General features: G+C 63.0%; 18 protein-coding genes and 1 other RNA gene. 9 read left to right on the plus strand and 10 right to left on the minus strand.

The features are described from left to right. Window positions 1-40 precede the first annotated feature (40 nt). The 5 genes from rnpB to AC1DZ8_RS22665 all read right to left on the minus strand — a co-directional run bounded on the left by rnpB (window position 41) and on the right by AC1DZ8_RS22665 (window position 3,278). Window positions 41-438, minus strand: an RNA gene (gene rnpB, locus AC1DZ8_RS22645) — RNase P RNA component class A. 50 nt (window positions 439-488) lie between these two features. After that, window positions 489-1,193, minus strand: coding sequence for a lytic transglycosylase domain-containing protein (locus AC1DZ8_RS22650; protein ID WP_477401668.1), 705 nt, complete (start codon window positions 1,191-1,193; stop codon window positions 489-491). 185 nt (window positions 1,194-1,378) lie between these two features. Beyond that, a complete protein-coding gene (locus AC1DZ8_RS22655; protein WP_477301183.1) occupies window positions 1,379-2,146 on the minus strand; it encodes an N-acetylmuramoyl-L-alanine amidase in 768 nt (255 codons plus the stop codon). Further along, window positions 2,143-2,862, minus strand: coding sequence for a TerB family tellurite resistance protein (locus tag AC1DZ8_RS22660; RefSeq protein WP_477301181.1), 720 nt, complete (start codon window positions 2,860-2,862; stop codon window positions 2,143-2,145). The genes AC1DZ8_RS22655 and AC1DZ8_RS22660 overlap by 4 nt, the downstream gene beginning before the upstream one ends. A 212-nt stretch (window positions 2,863-3,074) precedes the next feature. Further along, window positions 3,075-3,278 (minus strand): hypothetical protein, encoded by a 204-nt coding sequence (locus AC1DZ8_RS22665; protein WP_181055739.1) that lies wholly within the window; start codon window positions 3,276-3,278, stop codon window positions 3,075-3,077. A 175-nt stretch (window positions 3,279-3,453) separates the two neighbouring features. Between AC1DZ8_RS22665 and AC1DZ8_RS22670 the strand changes: the two genes are divergently transcribed. From AC1DZ8_RS22670 to AC1DZ8_RS22685, 4 genes are all read left to right on the plus strand, one after another. Next, window positions 3,454-7,287, plus strand: coding sequence for a hydantoinase B/oxoprolinase family protein (locus tag AC1DZ8_RS22670; protein ID WP_477301179.1), 3,834 nt, complete (start codon window positions 3,454-3,456; stop codon window positions 7,285-7,287). Window positions 7,288-7,430: 143 nt separating this feature from the next. Then, window positions 7,431-8,678, plus strand: coding sequence for a BtaA family protein (locus AC1DZ8_RS22675; protein ID WP_477301177.1), 1,248 nt, complete (start codon window positions 7,431-7,433; stop codon window positions 8,676-8,678). After that, window positions 8,675-9,340: a class I SAM-dependent methyltransferase gene (locus AC1DZ8_RS22680; protein WP_477301175.1), complete on the plus strand. Its 666-nt coding sequence runs from the start codon at window positions 8,675-8,677 to the stop codon at window positions 9,338-9,340. The genes AC1DZ8_RS22675 and AC1DZ8_RS22680 overlap by 4 nt, the downstream gene beginning before the upstream one ends. Window positions 9,341-9,445: 105 nt before the next feature. Beyond that, entirely contained in the window at window positions 9,446-9,754 is a 309-nt protein-coding gene (locus AC1DZ8_RS22685; RefSeq protein WP_477301173.1) for a HigA family addiction module antitoxin, read from the plus strand. 30 nt (window positions 9,755-9,784) lie between these two features. On the opposite strand, the gene AC1DZ8_RS22690 is transcribed toward AC1DZ8_RS22685, so the two are convergent. Further along, entirely contained in the window at window positions 9,785-11,164 is a 1,380-nt protein-coding gene (locus AC1DZ8_RS22690) for a serine hydrolase domain-containing protein (RefSeq protein ID WP_477301171.1), read from the minus strand. Window positions 11,165-11,457: 293 nt separating this feature from the next. On the opposite strand from AC1DZ8_RS22690, the gene AC1DZ8_RS22695 reads away from it, so the two are divergent. Both AC1DZ8_RS22695 and AC1DZ8_RS22700 read left to right on the plus strand, forming a co-directional pair. Then, complete coding sequence (locus AC1DZ8_RS22695; protein ID WP_477301167.1) at window positions 11,458-12,255, plus strand: glycoside hydrolase family 25 protein; 798 nt, start codon at window positions 11,458-11,460, stop codon at window positions 12,253-12,255. 134 nt (window positions 12,256-12,389) lie between these two features. Then, complete coding sequence (locus AC1DZ8_RS22700; RefSeq protein ID WP_477301490.1) at window positions 12,390-13,517, plus strand: lytic murein transglycosylase; 1,128 nt, start codon at window positions 12,390-12,392, stop codon at window positions 13,515-13,517. A 162-nt stretch (window positions 13,518-13,679) separates the two neighbouring features. On the opposite strand, the gene AC1DZ8_RS22705 is transcribed toward AC1DZ8_RS22700, so the two are convergent. Then, complete coding sequence (locus AC1DZ8_RS22705) at window positions 13,680-14,900, minus strand: alanine racemase (protein ID WP_477301165.1); 1,221 nt, start codon at window positions 14,898-14,900, stop codon at window positions 13,680-13,682. 210 nt (window positions 14,901-15,110) lie between these two features. Here AC1DZ8_RS22705 and AC1DZ8_RS22710 point away from each other — a divergent pair, with 210 nt between their 5' ends. Next, the gene (locus AC1DZ8_RS22710; RefSeq protein ID WP_477301163.1) at window positions 15,111-16,028 is read left to right on the plus strand and encodes a DMT family transporter; all 918 of its coding nucleotides are present in this window, start codon (window positions 15,111-15,113) and stop codon (window positions 16,026-16,028) included. A 492-nt stretch (window positions 16,029-16,520) separates the two neighbouring features. Here the strand turns inward: AC1DZ8_RS22710 and metF are convergent, their stop codons facing one another. Together metF and AC1DZ8_RS22720 are read right to left on the minus strand one after the other, a co-directional pair. Beyond that, window positions 16,521-17,438, minus strand: coding sequence for a methylenetetrahydrofolate reductase [NAD(P)H] (gene metF, locus AC1DZ8_RS22715; protein WP_477280447.1), 918 nt, complete (start codon window positions 17,436-17,438; stop codon window positions 16,521-16,523). After that, window positions 17,438-18,460, minus strand: coding sequence for an ArsR/SmtB family transcription factor (locus AC1DZ8_RS22720; RefSeq protein WP_477301161.1), 1,023 nt, complete (start codon window positions 18,458-18,460; stop codon window positions 17,438-17,440). The genes metF and AC1DZ8_RS22720 overlap by 1 nt, the downstream gene beginning before the upstream one ends. Before the next feature lie 167 nt (window positions 18,461-18,627). Here AC1DZ8_RS22720 and tsaA point away from each other — a divergent pair, with 167 nt between their 5' ends. Together tsaA and AC1DZ8_RS22730 are read left to right on the plus strand one after the other, a co-directional pair. Then, the gene (gene tsaA / locus AC1DZ8_RS22725) at window positions 18,628-19,134 is read left to right on the plus strand and encodes a tRNA (N6-threonylcarbamoyladenosine(37)-N6)-methyltransferase TrmO (RefSeq protein WP_477301488.1); all 507 of its coding nucleotides are present in this window, start codon (window positions 18,628-18,630) and stop codon (window positions 19,132-19,134) included. Beyond that, window positions 19,131-19,445 carry a DUF2293 domain-containing protein gene (locus tag AC1DZ8_RS22730; RefSeq protein ID WP_477301159.1) on the plus strand — a complete coding sequence of 105 codons (315 nt, stop codon included), beginning with the start codon at window positions 19,131-19,133 and terminating at the stop codon, window positions 19,443-19,445. Before tsaA ends, AC1DZ8_RS22730 begins: the two co-directional genes overlap by 4 nt. Before the next feature lie 53 nt (window positions 19,446-19,498). On the opposite strand, the gene AC1DZ8_RS22735 is transcribed toward AC1DZ8_RS22730, so the two are convergent. Next, window positions 19,499-20,005 carry a hypothetical protein gene (locus AC1DZ8_RS22735; RefSeq protein ID WP_477301157.1) on the minus strand — a complete coding sequence of 169 codons (507 nt, stop codon included), beginning with the start codon at window positions 20,003-20,005 and terminating at the stop codon, window positions 19,499-19,501. Window positions 20,006-20,095 lie beyond the last annotated feature (90 nt).

A 20,095-nucleotide genomic window follows, 5' to 3' on the forward strand; every position in this document is an offset into this window, starting at 1 on the left:
GCAACCTGCTGATCTCAAAAGATCTTCCATATCGCGGAGAATTGCCAGCTGGCCTGTAAGCCGGGTTTTGTATGGCCCTCGTCCCTTGCGGGGCGAGAACGTGGCGGCCATTCATCTTGGGCGCATGTTGCCATGCGCCTCACGCAACCTACCCGGACGGTGAGCCGGAAACAGCCCTCGAAGGTTTCCCCTCGCACCGTCCCTATTCGGTCTTGCTCCCGGTGGGGTTTACCGTGCCGCTCCTGTTGCCAGTCGCGCGGTGGGCTCTTACCCCACCCTTTCACCCTTACCCCGATAAATCGTGGCGGTTTGCTTTCTGTGGCACTTTCCCTGGGGTCGCCCCCGCCGGCCATTAACCGGCACCGTGTCTCCATGGAGCCCGGACTTTCCTCACCCGCAGCCTTTCGGCTTTGCGGGTGCGGCCGCCCGGCCAGCTGGCAGAGCGTATAAAGGGGTTCACGTTCAAAAACGCAAACGAAAAAGCAGACTTATGCGGGAGATCCAAGGGCTGCCATCTGAACCTTGACCTTGCCGCAATAGGCGGCCGACACCGGGTTCATCCGCGTCGCGGCATGGCCGGCATTGTATTTCAGGATCGTGCCGCAGGTTGTGCCGCCGCCGAGGTTGCGCGCCATGGCCAGATACTTCATGCCGTATTTGATGTTGGTGTCGGGGTCGAACAGGCCCTTGGTCGAGCCGCTATAGCCCATCATCCGCGCCGTCGCCGGCTTGATCTGCATCAGGCCGATCTCGCCGGCGCTGCCGACGATGTTGGGGCGATAATTGCTCTCGATCTTGATGACCGCCTTGGCCAGCGACACTGGCACGCCTTCGGCCGCCGCATAGCGGGCGATGATCGCCGAATACTGGCCGCCGACGGCGGCCGCCGCCGTCGACTCTGAAGCGGTGCTCGGAGCGATCGACGCGGTCGTCGTCAGGTCGATGCTCTTCCTGCCGCGCTTCAAATGCCTCTTGGCCGTCGCTTTTCTGACCTTCACCACGGCTGCCTTTTGCACTTTGGCAGTGGCTGTCCTCTTGGCTTTCGGGCTCGCTTTCGTCACGGCGGTTTTGGCGGGTGCGGCGATGAAGCCCTGGTCTGCCCTCTGGCTCAGAGGTGCGGCATCGGCCGCATTGAAGGCAAAAGTCATCACGCCGGCAGCAATAGCTGCCGTTACAACGGTCAATTTCTGCATGTGGTCCTGTTCTGTTTGAGCCGCGCGAAGATCTTCACGCAGCAACGCCTAATCAATATCGGGACTTCCGGGGGGATGAAGGCCTGATAAATTGCACGAACTGCCTTTGAGGGCCGAATTGGTGTCGAACAAGGCGAGGCAATTCACTTTCAGTGACAGGCTGTAACTCTAATATCAGGAAACGGTTATTTAGACGCAACTGACCTAAGGGAAGTCAGCAGGCTTTGCAGCGTGCGGATCGTCGAGCGGTCGGCGACGCCATCCACCAGGCGCGGCCGGAAATGCCGCTGAAACGCTTCGACGACGATTTCGGTCTGGCGGTCGAAGACACCGGATATTTCCACGCCATAGCCGTAGAGCGCCAGCATCGACTGCAGCGCCTCGACCTCGGCGCCGGTATCGCCGGCTTTCGGCACCGGGCCGCGCCGGATTGGCGCCGCAGGCACGAGATGGCCGACCCCGGCCGCAAACAGCACCTTCCAGGGGAATTTCTCGCCCGGATCGATCTTGCGCCCTGGCGTGATGTCGGAATGGGCGAGCACCCGTTGCGCCGTAATGGAATGGCGTTCGATGATGCCAAGGCACAGCCCGATCACCGCGTCGACCTGCCGCTTGGGAAAGGTCGCATAACCGAGTGTATGACCGGGATTGACGATTTCAATGCCGACCGAGCAGGAGTTGATGTCGGTGCGCCCAAACCAGGAACTTGCGCCGGCATGCCAGGCGCGGTCGCTTTCGCGCACCATCTGGACGATGCGGCCATCCTCGTGGACGAGATAATGTGATGAAACCTCGCTCGCCGGATCGCACAGCCAGGCTTCGGCGGCAGCCCCGGTCGCCATCCCGGTATAGTGCAACACGATCATATCGGGTCTGAGCGTATCGCGCCGCGGGCCGAAATTCGGCGATACCCTGACCTCGGCGCGCGGCTCGTCGGGCAGGAAGCCGCTCATGCGTGCCTGAGGCCCCGCTCGATCATCTCGTAGGCCGCGTTGATCGCCGCAACCCTGGTCGTCGCGATCTTGATGAATTCCTGCGGCAGGCCGCGCGCGATGAGCCGGTCCGGATGGTTGTCAGAGACCAGCTTGCGATACCGCTTCCTGACCTCCTCGAACGGCTTGCCGCGCTCGATGCCGAGCACGAGATAGGGATCGCCGGCGCCGAGATTGACGTGCCTGGCCATGATCGCCTCGTAGTGCACCTCGTCGATGCGGAAAATCTCGGCAATGCGGTGCAGGAAAATGCCTTCGCGTTCATGCACCAGCCCGTCGGCCTTGGCGATGTGGAACAGGCCGTCGAGTATATCTTCCAGCATGACGCAGTTGGAGTGGCCCGAGCCACACATCTGCGCCATGCGCTCGGCATAGGTCTCGAACCCTGCGACGTCGCGCTTGGCCAGATCGTAGAGCCGCGCCACATTGCGGGTCTGCTCTCTCGGCACCTCGAATATTTCCTGGAAGGCTCGCACCTCGTCCTGGGTGACGATGCCATCAGCCTTGGCCATCTTGGCCGACAGCGCAATCATCGCCACCGAGAAGGCAACGCGCCGGCGCAGATCGGGGTCGCCGGAAAAAACAGTGCGCACGGCCTCGACCACTTCGGCGACGCCCGAATTGGCTGAAGAAGAAACGCGGGTGATGAACTCGCCGAGGCGATCCCAAATCGACATGAGCGCTTATTAGGGCCGCCGGCCACCGCTATCAAGCCAAGACAGTGCCGCAGGGGTGGATCGATATACGCAAACAACCGACGCGCCAGATCGCAAAGTGCAGGAATGAGCCGATCGTAGCCCACGAAACGCCCAGAGCGGCCCCCAAACGCAGGAAGGCCGGCGCGAAGCCGGCCTCCTGTCTCGTCACGCCAAAGTGACTGAGACCACTGCTACTGCGCGGGGGCGGCAGGAGCAGGTGTTGCCGGAGCCGGTTCTGCGGGCTTCGGGGTATCGGGGTTTGCCGGCTGCATCGGCTGTTCGGCGGCCGGCGGATTGGTGCTCTGGGTGGTGGTGTTATCGGTGCCGCTGTCGCTGCAGGCTGCGACGCCCAGCAGGGCCAGGGCGGAAACGGAAGCCAGAATGAGCTTTTTCATAACATCTCTCCTTCAACACACGCTCACGTTCCGGTGAACGGTCGAAGGGGAAATGCATCAGACGGCCATGAGTTTCGTAACGTTGCGTTTCGGCATGTAACATCCCCTTAGCCGATTGCAGGCCGCGCGATGGCGAACTAACAGTCTGAAACCAAATGAAATGCCGGAGCTCTGCGTGGACAAGAAATGGGATTTTTGGATCGACCGCGGCGGCACCTTCACCGACGTGATCGGACGCGACCCGGACGGCGGGTTGCATCCCAAAAAACTCCTGTCGGAAAACCCTGAAGCCTATCCCGACGCGGCCATAGCAGGAATCCGCGAATTGCTGGGGCTGAAACCAGGCGCCGCCATCCCGCCCGGGCTGATCGGCGACATCAAGATGGGCACCACCGTCGCCACCAACGCGCTTCTGGAGCGCAAGGGCGACCGTGTGCTTTTGCTCATCACCAAGGGCTTTCGCGATGCGCTGAAGATCGCCTACCAGGCACGGCCCGACATCTTCGCCAAGGAAATCATCCTTCCCGAGCAGCTCTATGAGCGGGTCATCGAAATCAACGAACGCGTGCTTGCCGATGGCAGCGTCGAGCGCCTGCTCGACATCGCCGCCTGCCGTCCCGCCATCGAACAGGCGAAAGCCGACGGCATAGATGCGGTGGCCATCGTCTTCATGCACGCCTGGAAATATCCGGACCACGAGAAAGCGGTGGCCAAAGTCTGCCGCAAGGTCGGCTTCTCGCAGATTTCGGTCAGCCATGAGGTCTCGCCGCTGATCAAGCTCGTCGGCCGCGGCGACACCACCGTGGTCGATGCCTATCTGTCGCCGATCCTGTCGAGATATGTGCGGAGGGTTGGCCAAGAGCTCGGCGTCCTCACCCCCCTCGAGGGGGGTGAGGAGCGGTCGGCTGAAGGCCGAGAAAAAGCCAACGATTTGGCTTTTTCAGCGACGAACGCCCGGAGCCGTAGCGAAGGGCAGCCGGCGAAGCGGCCAGAGGGGGGCCTCTCAGAAGGCACCACCAGAGCGTCGAACCCGGTCGATCCGACCCCACCCGGCGGCTCCGCCGCCACCCTCCCCTCGAGGGGGAGGGAAGGCCCCCACCTCATGTTCATGATGTCCTCCGGCGGGCTCACGGCCGCCGACATGTTCCAGGGCAAGGACGCGCTGTTGTCCGGCCCAGCCGGCGGCGTCGTCGGCATGGTCGAGACGGCGAAGCTCGCCGGCTTCGAAAAAGTCATCGGCTTCGACATGGGCGGCACCTCCACCGACGTCGCCCATTATGACGGCGAGTATGAGCGCGCCTTCGACACCGAGGTTGCCGGCGTGCGCATCCGCGCGCCGATGATGCGCATCCACACGGTCGCTGCCGGCGGCGGCTCGATCCTGCATTACGACGCCGGCCGCTTCCGCGCCGGCCCGGATTCCGCCGGTGCCAATCCCGGACCCGCCGCCTATGGGCGCGGCGGCCCGCTCGCCGTCACCGACGCCAATGTGATGCTGGGCAAGCTGCAGCCCGATTTCTTCCCGGCGATTTTCGGACCCGGCCAGGACCAACCGCTGGACGTCGCCGCCGTGCGCAAGAAATTCGCCGCACTCGCCGCTGAAATCGGCGACGGCCGCACGCCGGAGGCCGTCGCCGAAGGCTTTGTCACCATCGCTGTCGAGAACATGGCCAATGCCATCAAGAAGATCTCCGTCCAGCGCGGCTACGACGTCACCGAATATCTGCTCAACTGCTTTGGCGGCGCCGGCGGCCAGCATGCCTGCCTGGTTGCCGACGCGCTCGGCATGGAAGCGGTGCTGATCCATCCCTTCTCCGGCCTGCTGTCGGCCTATGGCATCGGCCTGTCGTCGGTTTTTGCGTCACGCCAGCAGGCGCTGCTCAAGCCGCTTGCCGAAGAATCCAGGACCGAGATCGGCAGCCTCATTGCCACATTGAAACAGGCGGTCATCGCCGAGCTCGCGGCCCAAGGCATCGCGCAGAACAAGATCGCCGCAAAGCCGGTGCTGCACATCCGCTATGACGGCACGGACACCACCCTGCCGGTGAATTTCGAACAGGACTCGATCTTCCAGGCTAGGCGCGACTTCGAAATCGCCCACAAGGCGCAGTTCGGTTTCGTCTATGACGACAAGCCGATGATCGTCGAGACTGTCGGCGTCGAAGGCACCGAAATCACCGAGAACAGCGCTGAAGCCTATGCGCCGGCCGGGCCTGCACGGGTTGAAGCTGGCGCTTCTGGAACGCGGCGCATCTACACCGAAGGCCAGTGGCGCGAAGCCGGCATACATCGTCGCGAAAACCTGCGCCCATCCAATCTGGTCCCAGGCCCTGCTCTCATCATCGAGCCGAACCAGACCATCGTTGTCGAGCCCGGCTGGCAGGCCGAAATCACCAACCTCAATCACGTCGTCATCCGCCGCACGGAACGGAAAGTGCGCGCTGCCGCCCTTGGTACTGAAGCCGATCCCGTGATGCTGGAGGTCTTCAACAACCTCTTCATGTCGATCGCCGAGCAGATGGGCGTCACGCTGCAGAACACCGCCTATTCCGTCAACATCAAGGAAAGGCTGGATTTCTCCTGCGCCGTCTTCGACCGCCATGGCGCGCTGGTCGCCAACGCGCCGCACATGCCGGTCCATCTCGGCTCCATGGACCGCTCGGTCGAAACCATCATCCGTCTGAACTCCGGCGACATCCACCCCGGCGACGTTTTTGCGCTGAACGCCCCCTACAATGGCGGCACACATCTGCCTGACATCACCGTGGTGACGCCGGTGTTCGATGACGCCAAGCAAGAAATCCTGTTCTGGGCGGCGTCACGCGGCCATCATGCCGACATTGGCGGCACCGCACCCGGCTCGATGACCCCGCTCGCCACCACCGTCGACGAGGAAGGCGTGCTGTTCGACAATTTCCGCGTTGTCGATCGCGGAAAATTCCGAGAGGCGGAGCTGCAAACGCTGCTCACCGACCACCCCTACCCCGCCCGCAATCCGCACCAGAACATCGCCGACCTAAAGGCGCAGATTGCCGCCAATGAAAAGGGCGTGGCGGAACTGCGCAAAATGGTCTCCCATTTCGGCCTCGATGTCGTCGAAGCCTATATGGGCCATGTCCAGGACAATGCCGCCGAAAGCGTTCGCCGTGTGCTGGAAAGGCTGTCTGACAGCTCGCAGTATGAATACCCGACCGACACCGGCCAGGTGATCAAGGTGAAGATCACGGTCGACCGGCAAAAGCGCGAGGCGACCGTCGACTTCACCGGCACCTCGCCTGTCATGAAGAACAATTTCAACGCGCCCGAACCCGTCGCTCGCGCCGCCGTGCTCTATGCATTCCGTGTCATGGTCGAGGACATGATCCCGATGAATGCCGGGTGTCTGCGGCCCATCAACATCATCATCCCTGACGGCTGCATGCTGAAGCCTAGCTATCCCGCAGCCGTTGTCGCCGGCAATGTCGAGACCTCGCAGCATGTCACCAACGCTCTGTTCGGCGCCATGGGCGCCATGGCCAATGCGCAAGGCACGATGAACAACCTGACCTTCGGCAACAAGCAGTACCAGTACTACGAGACCATCTGCTCGGGCTCGCCGGCCGGGCAGATGAACTCCGGTCGCGGCTTTGCCGGCACGTCAGGGGTTCACACCCACATGACCAATTCGCGCCTCACCGATCCGGAGGTGCTGGAACTGCGCTTTCCCGTGCTGCTCGAGGATTTTCATATCCGCCAGGGATCCGGCGGCAAAGGCAAATGGAGCGCCGGCGACGGCACCAAGCGCACGATCCGCTTCCTCGAAAAGATGGAATGCGCCATCCTGTCATCGCACCGCAATCGGCCGCCGCAAGGCCTCGACGGCGGCGGCGATGGCGAGGTGGGCTCGACCAAGGTGCGGCGACAAGACGGCAGCATCGAGACGTTGATGGCCTGCGACCAGACCGTGCTCGACGCCGGTGACGCGGTCATCCTGACGACGCCGACGCCGGGAGGGTTTGGCCAGGATTAATGCACATCGCCCAAAAATTGTTCATCCGTTTTGGGAAAACGACTTGCATCAAAACAACAAGCTCAAGCGTCAACAGCCTGTCACTGGCCTGTCATGACGCTGCGCTACCCGCTTGCGCCAAAGCAAATGGGGAATCATTAGCCATGACGGACGTTTCGGCAGATCTGGTCTTTCGCCGTGGCAAGGAAGTTGGAAAAGCTGTCTACCAGAACCGGCCGCTGTCGAAGGCCGGCCTTTCCGAACGGCTGTTTGCGCTCCTGTTTTCCGGCCTCGTCTACCCGCAGATCTGGGAAGACCCTGAAGTCGACATGGAGGCCATGCAGCTTGGCCAGGGTCACCGCGTCGTCACCATCGCCTCAGGTGGCTGCAATATCCTGGCCTATCTCACCCGGTCGCCTGAACGCGTCGATGCGGTCGATCTCAACGCCGCCCATATCGCCTTGAACCGTATGAAACTGGAAGCGGTGCGGCATCTGCCTTCGCAGGGCGACCTGTTCCGCTTCTTCGGCGCCGCCGACACCAGCCACAATTCGGAAGCCTATGACCGCTTCATCGCACCGCATCTCGATCCGGTCAGCCGCCATTACTGGGAGCACCGCAACTGGCGCGGCCGCCGGCGCATCACCGTCTTCGACCGCAATTTCTACCAGACCGGCCTGCTCGGCCTGTTTATCGCCATGGGCCATCGCACCGCCAAATTCTTCGGCGTCGACCCCGCAGGCATCATGGCGTCGAAGAGCATCGCCGACCAGCGCCGCTTCTTCAACGAAGAGCTGGCGCCGGTCTTCGACAAGAAGCTCTTGCGCTGGGCGACGTCGCGCAAGGCCTCGCTGTTCGGTCTCGGCATTCCGCCGGCACAGTACGATTCGCTGATCACCTCGGGCGACGGCTCGATGGCCAGCGTGCTGAAGGCCCGGCTGGAGAAGCTTGCTTGCGATTTTCCCTTGAAGAACAACTACTTCGCCTGGCAGGCCTTTGCCCGCCGCTATCCCAATCCGGGCGAAGCCGCCCTGCCCGCCTATCTCGAAGAGGCCAACTACAAGGCGATTCGCAACAATGTCGATCGCGTCGGCATCCACCACGCCAATCTGATCGAATTCCTGGCCGGCAAGGACGCCGGGACCGTCGACCGCTTCATCCTGCTCGACGCGCAGGACTGGATGACCGACGACCAGCTCAACGCGCTGTGGTCGGAGATCACCCGCACCGCCTCGATCGGCGCCCGCGTCATCTTCCGCACCGCCGCCGAACCCAGCCTGCTTCCCGGCCGCGTCTCGACGTCGCTGCTCGACCAGTGGACCTACGAGGACGAGGCTTCGCGCGACTATTCGGCCCGCGACCGCTCGGCCATCTATGGCGGCTTCCACCTCTATGTGAAGCGCGCCGCATGAGCACGAGCGAGCTGCCGGCCGACCATGCCCAACTGATGGACGGCGTCTATCGCTGGCAGCGCCACATCTATGACCTGACCCGCAAATATTACCTGCTCGGCCGCGACCAGATGATATCGGATCTGGATGTGCCTGCGAAAGGCACAGTACTCGAGCTCGGCTGCGGCACTGGCCGCAACATTGCGCTTGCCGCTCGCCGCTATCCCGACGCGCGGTTCTTCGGCCTCGATATTTCAGCCGAAATGCTGGAGACCGCCAGCAAGGCGATTGGCCGCGAAGGCCTTTCCGGGCGCGTCGTGCTGGCCAGAGGCGACGCCACCGATTTCGATGCCAAAACGCTGTTCGGCGTCGGGCAATTCGACCGCATTTTCGTGTCCTACTCGCTGTCGATGATCCCTGGTTGGGAAAAGACGGTTTCGGCAGCGCTCGCCGCACTTGCGCCTGGTGGTTCCTTGCATGTCGTTGACTTCGGCCAGCAGGAAGGCCTGCCGCGCTGGTTCCGGACCGTGTTGCGCGGCTGGCTCAAGAAATTCCATGTCGCGCCGCGTGAATCGCTACGCGAAGTCCTGGAATCGGAATCTCGGCGAACCGGCACAAGCTTCCGTTTCCGCACGCTTTATCGCGGCTACGCCTGGCTGGCGGTGATCAAGACGGCAGTCTGATATTCTGAATTTTGCAATTTGAAGGCATAATAGCAGCCGACTATCAGCGAGGATGGTCGCGTCGCATTTCCATCTCGACGCTCACAGCCATATGTGAGGCAACACATGTTGATGACCGCACGCAAGCCTGCAACGGTTGGCGAAATCCTTGCGGAAGAATTCATGCAGCCGCTTGGCCTTACGCAGGCGGCCTTGGCCGAGGCGATGGGGGTCCAGCGCAAGCATGTGAACGAATTGTGCAACGACCGTCGCAACGTGACGGCGGCGACCGCGCTCATTCTGGCACGAGTGTTCGGCAACAGCCCGGATTTCTGGCTGAACGTCCAACGCCGCAACGACCTTTGGCAGGTCATGAACTCGCCCGACGAACGGGCGCGTGTCGATCGCGTAAGGCCTTTGCCGACCGCCGCATGAGGAGGCTCTGCGGCGACCGGCGTCCGATAGCTAATGTAGCGCCTTGACCAACGCGCCAAGCATCACTTGCGGCCGGTAGCCGAGCTTGGCCGGGGTCAGCCCGAGCCGCACCACCACCAACTGCTCCGACGGGATGATGGCGACCGTCTGGCCGTCATGGCCCTCCATCCAGTAGGTGTCCTTGGGCAAGCCGGCGGCGACGCCGGCGCCGGGATTTTCTTCGTCGCCCGGCGCTTCGATCCACAACTGGCCCTTGCCGTAGACTTTCGAAGCCGACGCCGGCTCGCGCATCCAGTCGACGAAACCGGCCGGCAGAATCTGATTGCCGTTCCACACGCCCCCTTGCAGCAGGAACTGGCCAAAGCGCGCCCAGTCATGGCCGGTGGCGTAGAGATAGGATGAGCCGACAAACGTGCCCTGCTCATCGGTCTCGAGCACCGCGCTCTGCATGCCCAGCGGCGCAAACAGCGCGGTCCGCGGCCAGGTCAGCGCCTTCGCCTTATCGCCGATCGCATCCTGCCACAGCCGCGACAACATCACCGCCGTGCCGCTCGAATAGGAAAACACCTTACCCACGTCGCCGGTCAGCGACTTGGATTCGGCGAAGCCCGCCATGTCAGGCTCGAGATAGAGCATGCGCGTCACATCTGCGACGTCGCCATAATCCTCGTTGAATTCCAGCCCGCTCGACATCGCCATCATGTCAGCGAGGCTGATGGCGGCGCGGCCGTCCGCCTTCCACGGGGCGAACAGACCCTGATTGGTCACCGCCATCTTGCCATCCTTGACCAGCGTGCCGACGAGCGCGGCATTGACCGTCTTGGTCATCGACCAGCCGAGCAGCGGCGTCTTCGCCGAAAAGCCGTCGCCATAACGCTCGGCGACGATGCGGCCATTCTTCACCACCACCACCGCCCGCATGCCGGTTCCGGTCATCCCCGCATCGTCGAGAATCCTGCCGATCTCGGGATTCTGCGAGCCATCGACCCGATCTCCCTCAGGCCACAGATCGCCCTTGGCGGCCGCCGACGCTTCGGCAGGAATGGTCGTGCGCCGTACCTTGCCGACATCGCCATCGGGAACCGAGGCGCAACCCAAGCCGTCGCGCGCGACGGCGACGCTCTTGCCGAGGAAGCCAAGCAGCCCGGCCGAGACAGTCCCCCTGTTCTTGTCGACCGACACTTTCATCAGCCGGAGCAGAGGATGGCCCGGCGCCTGCACATCGATCGCCAGCACCTCCTCTGGGTCCCGCCCGGCGATAAAGACATTCGAGCAGACGATCTTGGCCGAATAGCCCGAACCGACGCGGATCAGTTCCGGCGGCGCGATGTAGAGCCAGGCAAACAATGCGGCGACCGCCAGCACGACCAGACTGAGCAGCCATTTGATGATCTTTACGACGATCCGCATCTTTTTCGTCCCCGCTTTTTGGCCGCCGAATGGTTTTCGGCTCGATTTATGTCATCGATTTGCCGCCATTGCTTCGGCAAAATCGGTGTTCTTGTCGAGCGCCGTCAACCTGTTATCAACCATGATCGGCGATCACTGGTGCATGTTGCCCAAAAGTGCACGGCGGTTTTGGGACAACGACATGCACGAGAATCGAGAATAAGAGAATCAGGCGATGCTGTGGGGCGATCGCCTGAGGGGCACCTGCAACAACAACCCAACAGCGACCGGCTGAATCCGGCTCGGGAAATGCGATGCGCCGTTTCGTGGCCCTCATCACGTTGACGCTGCTGGCCGCCTGCTCGACCGCTAGCGATCTGGTGCCGTCGATGTCGCCTTCGAGCAGCCCGACGGTTGCAGTGCGCGCACCGCGCTTCGAAGACTCCAAGCCGCATGAATGGGATAGCGGCGCACCCTGGAATTACGCTGTTCACGGCACCGATGTCTCAAAGTACCAGACGTCGGTCGACTGGCCGACAGCCAAGGCCAGTGGCATCTCCTTCGCCTTCATCAAGGCAACGGAGGGCGGCGACCGTTTCGACGAGTATTTCAACGAGCATTGGGCCCGCACCAAAGCCAATGGCATTCCGCGTGCGGCCTACCATTTCTTCTATTTCTGCACGCCGGCCGCCACCCAGGCGCGCTGGTTCATTGAGAACGTGCCCGTCGACCGTTCGGCCATGCCGCCGGTGCTCGACATGGAATGGAACCCGAAATCGCCGACCTGCCGGCTGCGCCCGGATCCGGCGACGGTGCGCGCGGAGATGACCACCTTTCTCGAAATCGTCGAACGGCACTACGGCAAGAAGCCGATCATCTACACCTCGGTCGACTTCTTCGACGACAATGAGCTCGCGACTTTCCGCGGCTATCCCTACTGGCTGCGCTCGGTCGCCGGCCACCCCCGCCAGAAATATGGCAGCCACCCCTTCACCTTCTGGCAATACACCGGCACCGGCATCGTTCCCGGCATGACCGGCAAGAGCGACATCAACGTTTTCAACGGCAGCGAAGCCGCCTGGAAAAAGTGGCTGCGGCAGAACACGCATTGACACCGGCGCTGCCGCCTGCTTTTCGACGGTCCATGCGCACTTGCTTGCAACCACTGGGATATCCACGCCGGAAACAGTCGAAGGGCCGACTGCGCTCCGGGCTGCTCGCGGCTCTGCTGCTCAGCGCCCCGGCCATGCCGGCGGCGGCGCAGGAATGCGGCGGTGACTTCGAAGCCTGGAAACAGGGCGTGGCGGCGGAAGCCAAGGCAGCCGGCGTCGGCGCCGTCGGCCTCGACGCGCTGGAAGCCGCCAACATCGACGACAAGGTGCTGGCGCGCGACCGCGCCCAGGGCGTCTTCGCCCAGACCTTCATCCAGTTCTCCAACCGCATGATCTCGGCCTACCGGCTGAAACAGGGCGCGGCCAATCTGAAGAAATACGCCGACGTCTTTGCCCGCGCCGACCAGCAGTTCGGTGTCCAGGCGCCGATCATCACCGCCTTCTGGGGGCTGGAGACCGATTTCGGCGCCGTGCAGGGCGATTTTCACACGCTGAGCGCCTTGGTGACGCTGTCGCATGACTGCCGCCGCCCGCAGCTGTTTCGGCCGCAACTGGTGCCGCTGTTGACGCTGATCGATCGCGGCGTCGTGCCGGCCGACGTCACCGGCGCCTGGGCCGGCGAGATCGGCCAGACGCAGATCCTGCCTTCCGACTATCTGGCGCGCGGCGTCGATGGCGACGGCGATGGCATCGTCGACCTCAGGCGCAGCGTGCCCGACGTGATCATGACCACGGCCAGCAAGGTCATGTCGCGCGGCTGGAAACGCGACCAGCCCTGGATCGAGGAAGTGCGCGTGCCCGAGGACATGCCGTGGGATCAGACCGGCCGCACCAACAAGCTGCCGCTGTCGCAATGGGCTCAATGGGGCGTTACCAATCCCGACGGCACGCCGCTGATCGACAACGGCCTGAAGGCCGGCCTGGCGCTGCCGATGGGCCGCAAGGGCCCGGCCTTTCTCGCCTACGACAATTTCGACGTCTATCTCGAATGGAACCAGTCCTTCACCTACGCGCTGACCGCCGCCAATCTCGCGGCACGGCTGGCAGGTGCAAAGCAGTTCGATCCGCGCAATCCCGAAACCGGGCTCAATGGCGACCAGATGAAGGAATTGCAGACCAAGCTCGAAGCCCGGGGCTATGACGTTGGGACCGTCGATGGCATTCTGGGCACCAACACCCGCGAAGCCATCCGCAAGGAACAGATGCGGCTCGGCTTGCCGGTTGATGGCTGGCCGACGCCGGAGCTGTTGGGGAAGCTTTAGCGCCTCTTCCCTTCTCCCCTTGTGGGAGAAGGTGGATCGGCGCGCAGCGCCGAGACGGATGAGGGTGCGTGACGGAATGAGGCGTTGGCGTTCCCTGGAACACCCCTCATCCGACCTCGCTTCGCGAGGCCACCTTCTCCCACAAGGGGAGAAGGAAGAACCTCAATCCGCCATCGTCTCCAAACTCGCAAAGCCCTGCGGTGCGTCGCCTTCGTCGAAGGGCGTCGTCACCTCGACGAAGGTGTCGGGATAAAAGCCGTTGAAGCGGGTCCTGAGCGACAGCGAATAGGCGCCGATATGGCCGATCTCGATCCAGTCGCCGGTATCGACCGTTTCCGGCAGCCAGAACGGCCGGGACAGGATGTCGACGGAATCGCAGGTCGCGCCGCAGACCTTGAACGGCACGATGTTCTTCTCCTCGCCATTGCGCGAGCGGATCGCCGGATCGGGGATGAAACGCGCCGGCAGCGTGATCTTGCCGGTCCATGAATCCGACAGCGACGCCCAGATGCCGTCATTGATGTAGAGCCGCTTGCCCTTGCGCAGCAGCACGCGCACGATCAGCGACAGGCAGCGCGCCACGATCACCCGGCCGGGCTCGGCCACCAGCGGCATCTGGTCGAACTGGTATTCCTTGAGGTCGCCGGACAGCCGCGACATGATCTGGCCGAGCGACGGCATCTCGACCTGCTTGCGGTTGGGGTCATGGCCATATTCGGCCGGAAAACCGCCGCCGACATCGAGACCGGCAACGTCGAAAGTCAGCCGGTTGCGCACCCAGTCGGCCGAGGCCAATGCCCGTTCATAGGTGTCGGGATCCTCGATCTGGCTGCCGACATGGAAGCACAGGCCGACCTTGTAGCCGGTGCGGTTGAGCCGCTCGGCAAGCTCCACCGCATAGGCTGGTCCGGCGCCGAATTTCTTCGACAGTTCATAAGCCGCCGAGCCCTTGGTCTGGATGCGCACGAAGACGCCGATGGCGCCCGGATCGATGTCGAGCGCCCGTACCACCCGCGTCAGCTTGGTGATCTCGTCCTCATGGTCGAGCGAAATGACGCGGATGGCGTATTTCTCCAGCGCCAGCTTGATGTCCGACTGCGCCTTCACCGGATGCATGTAAAGCATCTCGGCATCGGGTGAGACCGCGCGCACGGCAGCGAATTCGCCCGGCGAAGCCACATCGAAGGCAGTGACGCCGGCTTCGACCAGCGCCTTCAGCACGATCTGCTCGCCATTGGTCTTGACCGCATAGGCGGTCTTGCCAGGAAACATGCCCATGAATTGTTTGGCATCCGCCTTCAGCACCTGCGGGCGAAAGCAGTAGACCGGGTCGTCCGGACGAAGCGCCAGCGCCGCCTCGCGGGCATTCTCGAATCGCTGCATGGACGAATCCCCTAACTTCTCGGCTGCGCACAATTAATCCAAGCTAGCGGCTAAAGAAAACAATTCTGTGTCTCGCGGCGCTGACGCTTCGGCTGGCGTCGGATCGAGCCTTTGCCATCAATCAGGTTTCGGGTGGCCCTTGTCGCCAAACCCGATATGCCCTTTGCCTGACCGACTGGCATTCACGCCGTCTTGGGGAGGACGAATCACATGGCGATAGCCACGACTTCCGTGCCACGCGGGCCGATGACGCTTCGGGATTGGGGCCAGCTCCTGCTGCTCGGCGCCATCTGGGGCGGCTCGTTCTTCTTTGCCCGCATCGCGGTTGCCGAGATGCACCCGCTGGTGCTGGTGCTGTTTCGCGTCGCCATCGCGGCAATCGCGCTGCAGCTCTATCTCGCCATTCGCGGTCCCTCCTTCCGCCTCGCCTTCCCGCATGCCGGCCTGTTCTTCCTGCTGGCGCTCGCCAACAATGTCGTACCGTTCTCGCTGATCTTCGCCGGCCAGACCGCGCTCGGCGCCGGCGTCGCCTCGGTGCTCAACGCAACGACGCCGTTCTGGACGCTGATCCTCGCCAACGCGCTGACATCGGACGAAAAACTGTCGTGGAACAAGCTTGCCGGGATCGGGCTCGGCATCGCCGGCACCGCCGTCATGATCGGCCCCGGCCTGCTGGCCGGGCTTGGCGGCCCGGTCTGGGCGAAGTTCGCGCTGATCGGCGCCTCGCTGTCCTACGCCGTTGCGCTGATGATTGCCCGCCGCTTCAAGGGCGTGCCCTCGCCGGTCATCGCCACCGGACAATTGACGGCGTCGACCATCATCATGATCCCGGTGGTGCTGTTCACCTATGGCCCGGCCGGCCTGTTCTCGGCCTCGCCGCCGGTCTGGGCGGCGGTGCTGGCGCTGGCGCTGCTCTCCACCGCCTTCGCCTACATCCTCTATTTCAACCTTGTCGCCTCGGCCGGCGCCACCAACGCTTCGCTGGTCACGCTTATCGTCCCGGCCAGCGCCATCCTGCTCGGCTTACTGTTCCTGGGCGAGCGGCTCGCTCTCTTCGAGTTCTGCGGCATGGCGCTGATCGCCTTCGGCCTGGTGACGATCGACGGGCGGTTGTTTGGTCGGCGCTAGTGCACGTCGCTCAAAAGTGGACTCGGTTTTGAGAGAACGACATGCACAAAAACAAAGACCTAAAGCGCGTCGCGTGAATCCGCTCAAACGCGACGCGCTCCAGGATGGTAGCGCTGCCATGCCACGCTTCCGCCACAGACCCGTCACAATTTATTCACAGCCCGGCAGCGGGCATTTGCCGAAGAGTTTCAATGCCTAACGCCAGGCGGCAGGTCGCAAATTCCACAATCGCGTCGCATTGCAGCATATTTTCCGCTTGCCTGTGGCACAAATGACCCTAGACTCCGTCCATAGCTCTTTCATAGAGGAGGCTATGACATGGGACTCACGAGGCCAATCAACGCATTGATGATCTGTGCTGCATTCGCATTCATTGGCGCCCTTATCATAGGCGTTCTTCCGTAACCGCCAGAGCGGAAGAAGACAGCACCAAAATAGTCTAAGCTATTCGAGAGGCCGGGTTTTTACCCGGCCTTTTGCATTTCCAACCACTCAGGCCGCCGCCGATCCTGCCGCCTCCGCCTCATGCGAGCGGATGCCGATCATGTGGCAGATGGCGAACACCAGATCGGCCCGGTTCATGGTGTAGAAGTGGAAATCGCTGACGCCGCGCTCGACAAGGTCGAGCACCTGCTCGGCCGCCACGGCCGACGCCACCAGCGCATGCGTCTGCGGGTCGTTGTGCAGCCCTTCGAAACGCTCGGCCAGCCATGCCGGCACAAGCGCGCCGCAGCGTGCGGAGAAATTGGCGACCTGGGTGAAATTGTGCACCGGCAGGATGCCGGGCACGATCGGAATGTAGATGCCGGCGCGGCGCGCCTTTTCGACGTAACGCTCATAGAGATCGTTGTCGAAGAAGAACTGGGTGATTGCCCGCGTCGCGCCATTGTCGGCCTTGCGCTTCAGCATATCGAAGTCGGTGGCGAAGTCGGGGCTTTCCGGATGCTTTTCAGGATAGGCCGAGACCGAAATGTCGAAATCGCCGGCGCCCTTCAGCGCCCCGACCAGTTCGGCGCCATTGGCATAGCCATCGGGATGCGGCCGGTAGGCGGTGCCGACGCCCGCCGCCGGATCGCCGCGCAAGGCGACGAAGCGCTTCACACCCATCTCGGCGAATTCGCGGACCACGGCGTCGACCTCATGGCGCGCAGCGTCGACGCAGGTCATGTGCGCGGCCGGCGTCAGCGTCGTCTCGTTGAGGATGCGCTTCACCGTGCGAGCGGTGCGCTCGCGCGTCGAGCCACCGGCGCCATAGGTCACCGAAACGAATTTCGGCTTCAGCGGCTCCAGCCTGGTGACGGTGTCCCAAAGCCTTGCCTCCATTTCGTCCGTCTTCGGCGGGAAGAACTCGAAGGAGACGCGGACCTTGTCGCCAATGTCGGGACGGCGGGAAAAGCGGAACTGGTTCATCAGGCGGTTTCCCCAATCTGGTATGCTTTGGCCGGTAGAGTGTCATTTGAGGGTTCGGCGATCAGCAGGCGGCGGTCGCGGCCGAGCCAGAGCTTGACGGTGAGCCTGGCTTCGTTGCCGCCGCGCGGTTCGAATTCCTGGGCATCCTCGAGATCGAGCCCGGCCTCGGCAAACCATTCCGATATCTGCCGATCGGAGAAACCAAGCCGGACATGCGCATGCTGATCGCGCAGGAACTCCAGCGTGTGCGGCGCAAAGTCGACAATCACCAGCCGGCCCGAAGGCCGCAGCAGCCTTGCCGCCTCTCGGATGGCGCGCGCCGGGTCGTCGAGATAGTGCAGCACCTGATGGATGGTGACGAGGTCGAAGGCATCGCGCTCGACCGGCGGCGCAAAGATGTCGCCCTGGCGGACCTGCGCATTGGCAATGCCGGCCTTGTCGAGATTGGCGCGCGCCACGGTCAGCATCTCGCGCGACATGTCGATGCCGACGCCGCGCCGGTAGAGCGGCGAGAAGATTTCGAGCAGCCGCCCGGTGCCGGTGCCGAGATCGAGCATCGACTGGAACGGCCGCTTGCCGACCAGCTTGAGCAGCGCTGCCTCCACCGCCCGGTCCGGCACATGCAGCGAGCGTATGTGGTCCCAGCTGGCGGCGTTTTCGGAGAAATATTCGGCCGCACGGTCCTGGCGCTTGCGCTTGACGGCAGCCAGCCGTTCGAGGTCGCGCTCGACCTGCGGATCGGCGCCGCGAATGCCTGACACCAGCCCCATGACGAAGTCGCGCGCGGAATCCGTATCCGACAGCCGGAAGAATGCCCAGGAACCCTCCTGGTAGCGGCCGATCAGCCCTGCTTCCATCAGCAGCTTCAGATGGCGCGACACGCGCGGCTGCGACTGGCTGAGGATCTCGGTGAGATCGGACACCGTAAGGTCGCCGCGCGACAGCAGCGTCAGGATGCGCAGGCGGCTGGATTCGGCCGCCGCCTTCAACGTATCCACCATCGTATCGAGCGAGACATGCATGGGCGTATTCTCGTTGAAAAGATATAAACATATGTTTATGTCAGCTTTGGCGACATGGCAAGGCCTATGTCGCTTCCTGACAAGAAAATGCCGCACGCGTGGTCCTCGCGCCCGGCAAGCGCTTTTCGGTCACGATCGACTGGAAACCTGTGCTAGAGGCGAAAGCCATGTTCGAGATGCGCGACGGCGAAAAGCTCCTGCAGGCCGACCCGGCCAATATGCCGCCGGATGGCCACATCGTGTTCATCGGCCGCATCGCTTCGCCATGGACATCCAGGGAAAGCTGCCCGAAGAATATGCGAGCCGCCCGCGAGACCGGACAGGCGGCGACGGTTCTTATCGACCCCGCCTATCGCGACGGCCTGCTCGCCCTGGAGCGCGCCAGCCACATCGTCATCCTGTCCTGGCTGCATCACGCGCCGCGGACTCTTATCGTGCAAAAGCCGCGCCATGCGGCTGAACCGAAAGGGGTTTTCTCACTGCGCTCGCCTGCCCGGCCGAATCCGGTCGGGCTGCATGTCGCCGGCCTGATCGCCGTCGACATCCGCAGCGGGCGCATCGATATCGATGCCATCGATGTGCTCGACGGCACGCCGGTCATCGATATCAAACCCTACTTCGCCTCGACCGACGCCTTCCCAGAGGCGACAATCGCCGGGCGCGACGACAAATGAGCGCGCCGACCGGCCGCCGCCGCGCCATCGCCAAGGCGCTGACCGCGCTCTTACCGCTGGCGCCCTATGCCGACATGGAGAAAATCCGTGCCGAGGCCGGCGCCGTGCATATGAAGACATTGCCGCCGGGCATTGCCGTGTGGCTGGCGACGATTGCCCATATCAGGCACGGCCACACCGACTATGAAAAGCTGCTGGCCGAGGGGTACGACCGCGACTCGGCGCGGTTCTTCGTCATCGAGCAGACCAACATGGTGCTGACGCGCTGGCGCGCCACGCGCCTTCTCGACGCGAATGACGACGAGGAATGACTGTTTTTGTGCATGTCGTTGTCTCAAAACCGGGACCACTTTTGAGCGACATGCTATTGCCGGGTCAGCACGGCGACCGCGTTGTAGGGCTGGCCGTCCGCCTGCCCAACCCAGGTCCAGGACAGGTTCCCTTTGAAAAACCGGACGGTGATGCCGCCGCCATCGATGCACTTGTCCTGGCCGTAGGTGATGTTTTCGCGGTATTCCGCTGAGCCGTCGTCCCGCGAAATCTGGGTCAGCGATCCGCCGCAGCCGAGCGACGGATAGTCGATCGACGCGCTGCCATCGCCAATGGTCATGGCGATCGCCCAGTCGGCGCCGGCAGCCCCGGCCGGGCTTTGATGACCACTGCCGGTCCAGATGCCGTTGAGCCCCGTCGCGTTGACCACGCAAGGCACGGTCTGGAAGATCGGCGTCAGCTCGCTGCCCGTCTTCTCGCAGCGATAGGTCTGGCCACTCTGGCACAGTTCCTCGCCCTCGCGCGCGCACTGCGCAAAGGCCTCGCCGGTGACGAAGACGAGGAAAATTGCAAAGATGATGGCCTGAAAAAATCTGCCCATGTTGCCCCCCTCCCGGCCGGATATTTTCAAGGCTGACCATAGGGCAAATCGAATGTGCTACCTAGGACAAACAGCGCTGCTCGGGTGGCC

The sequence above is a fragment of the Mesorhizobium sp. P2_F7 genome (genome assembly GCF_056403695.1).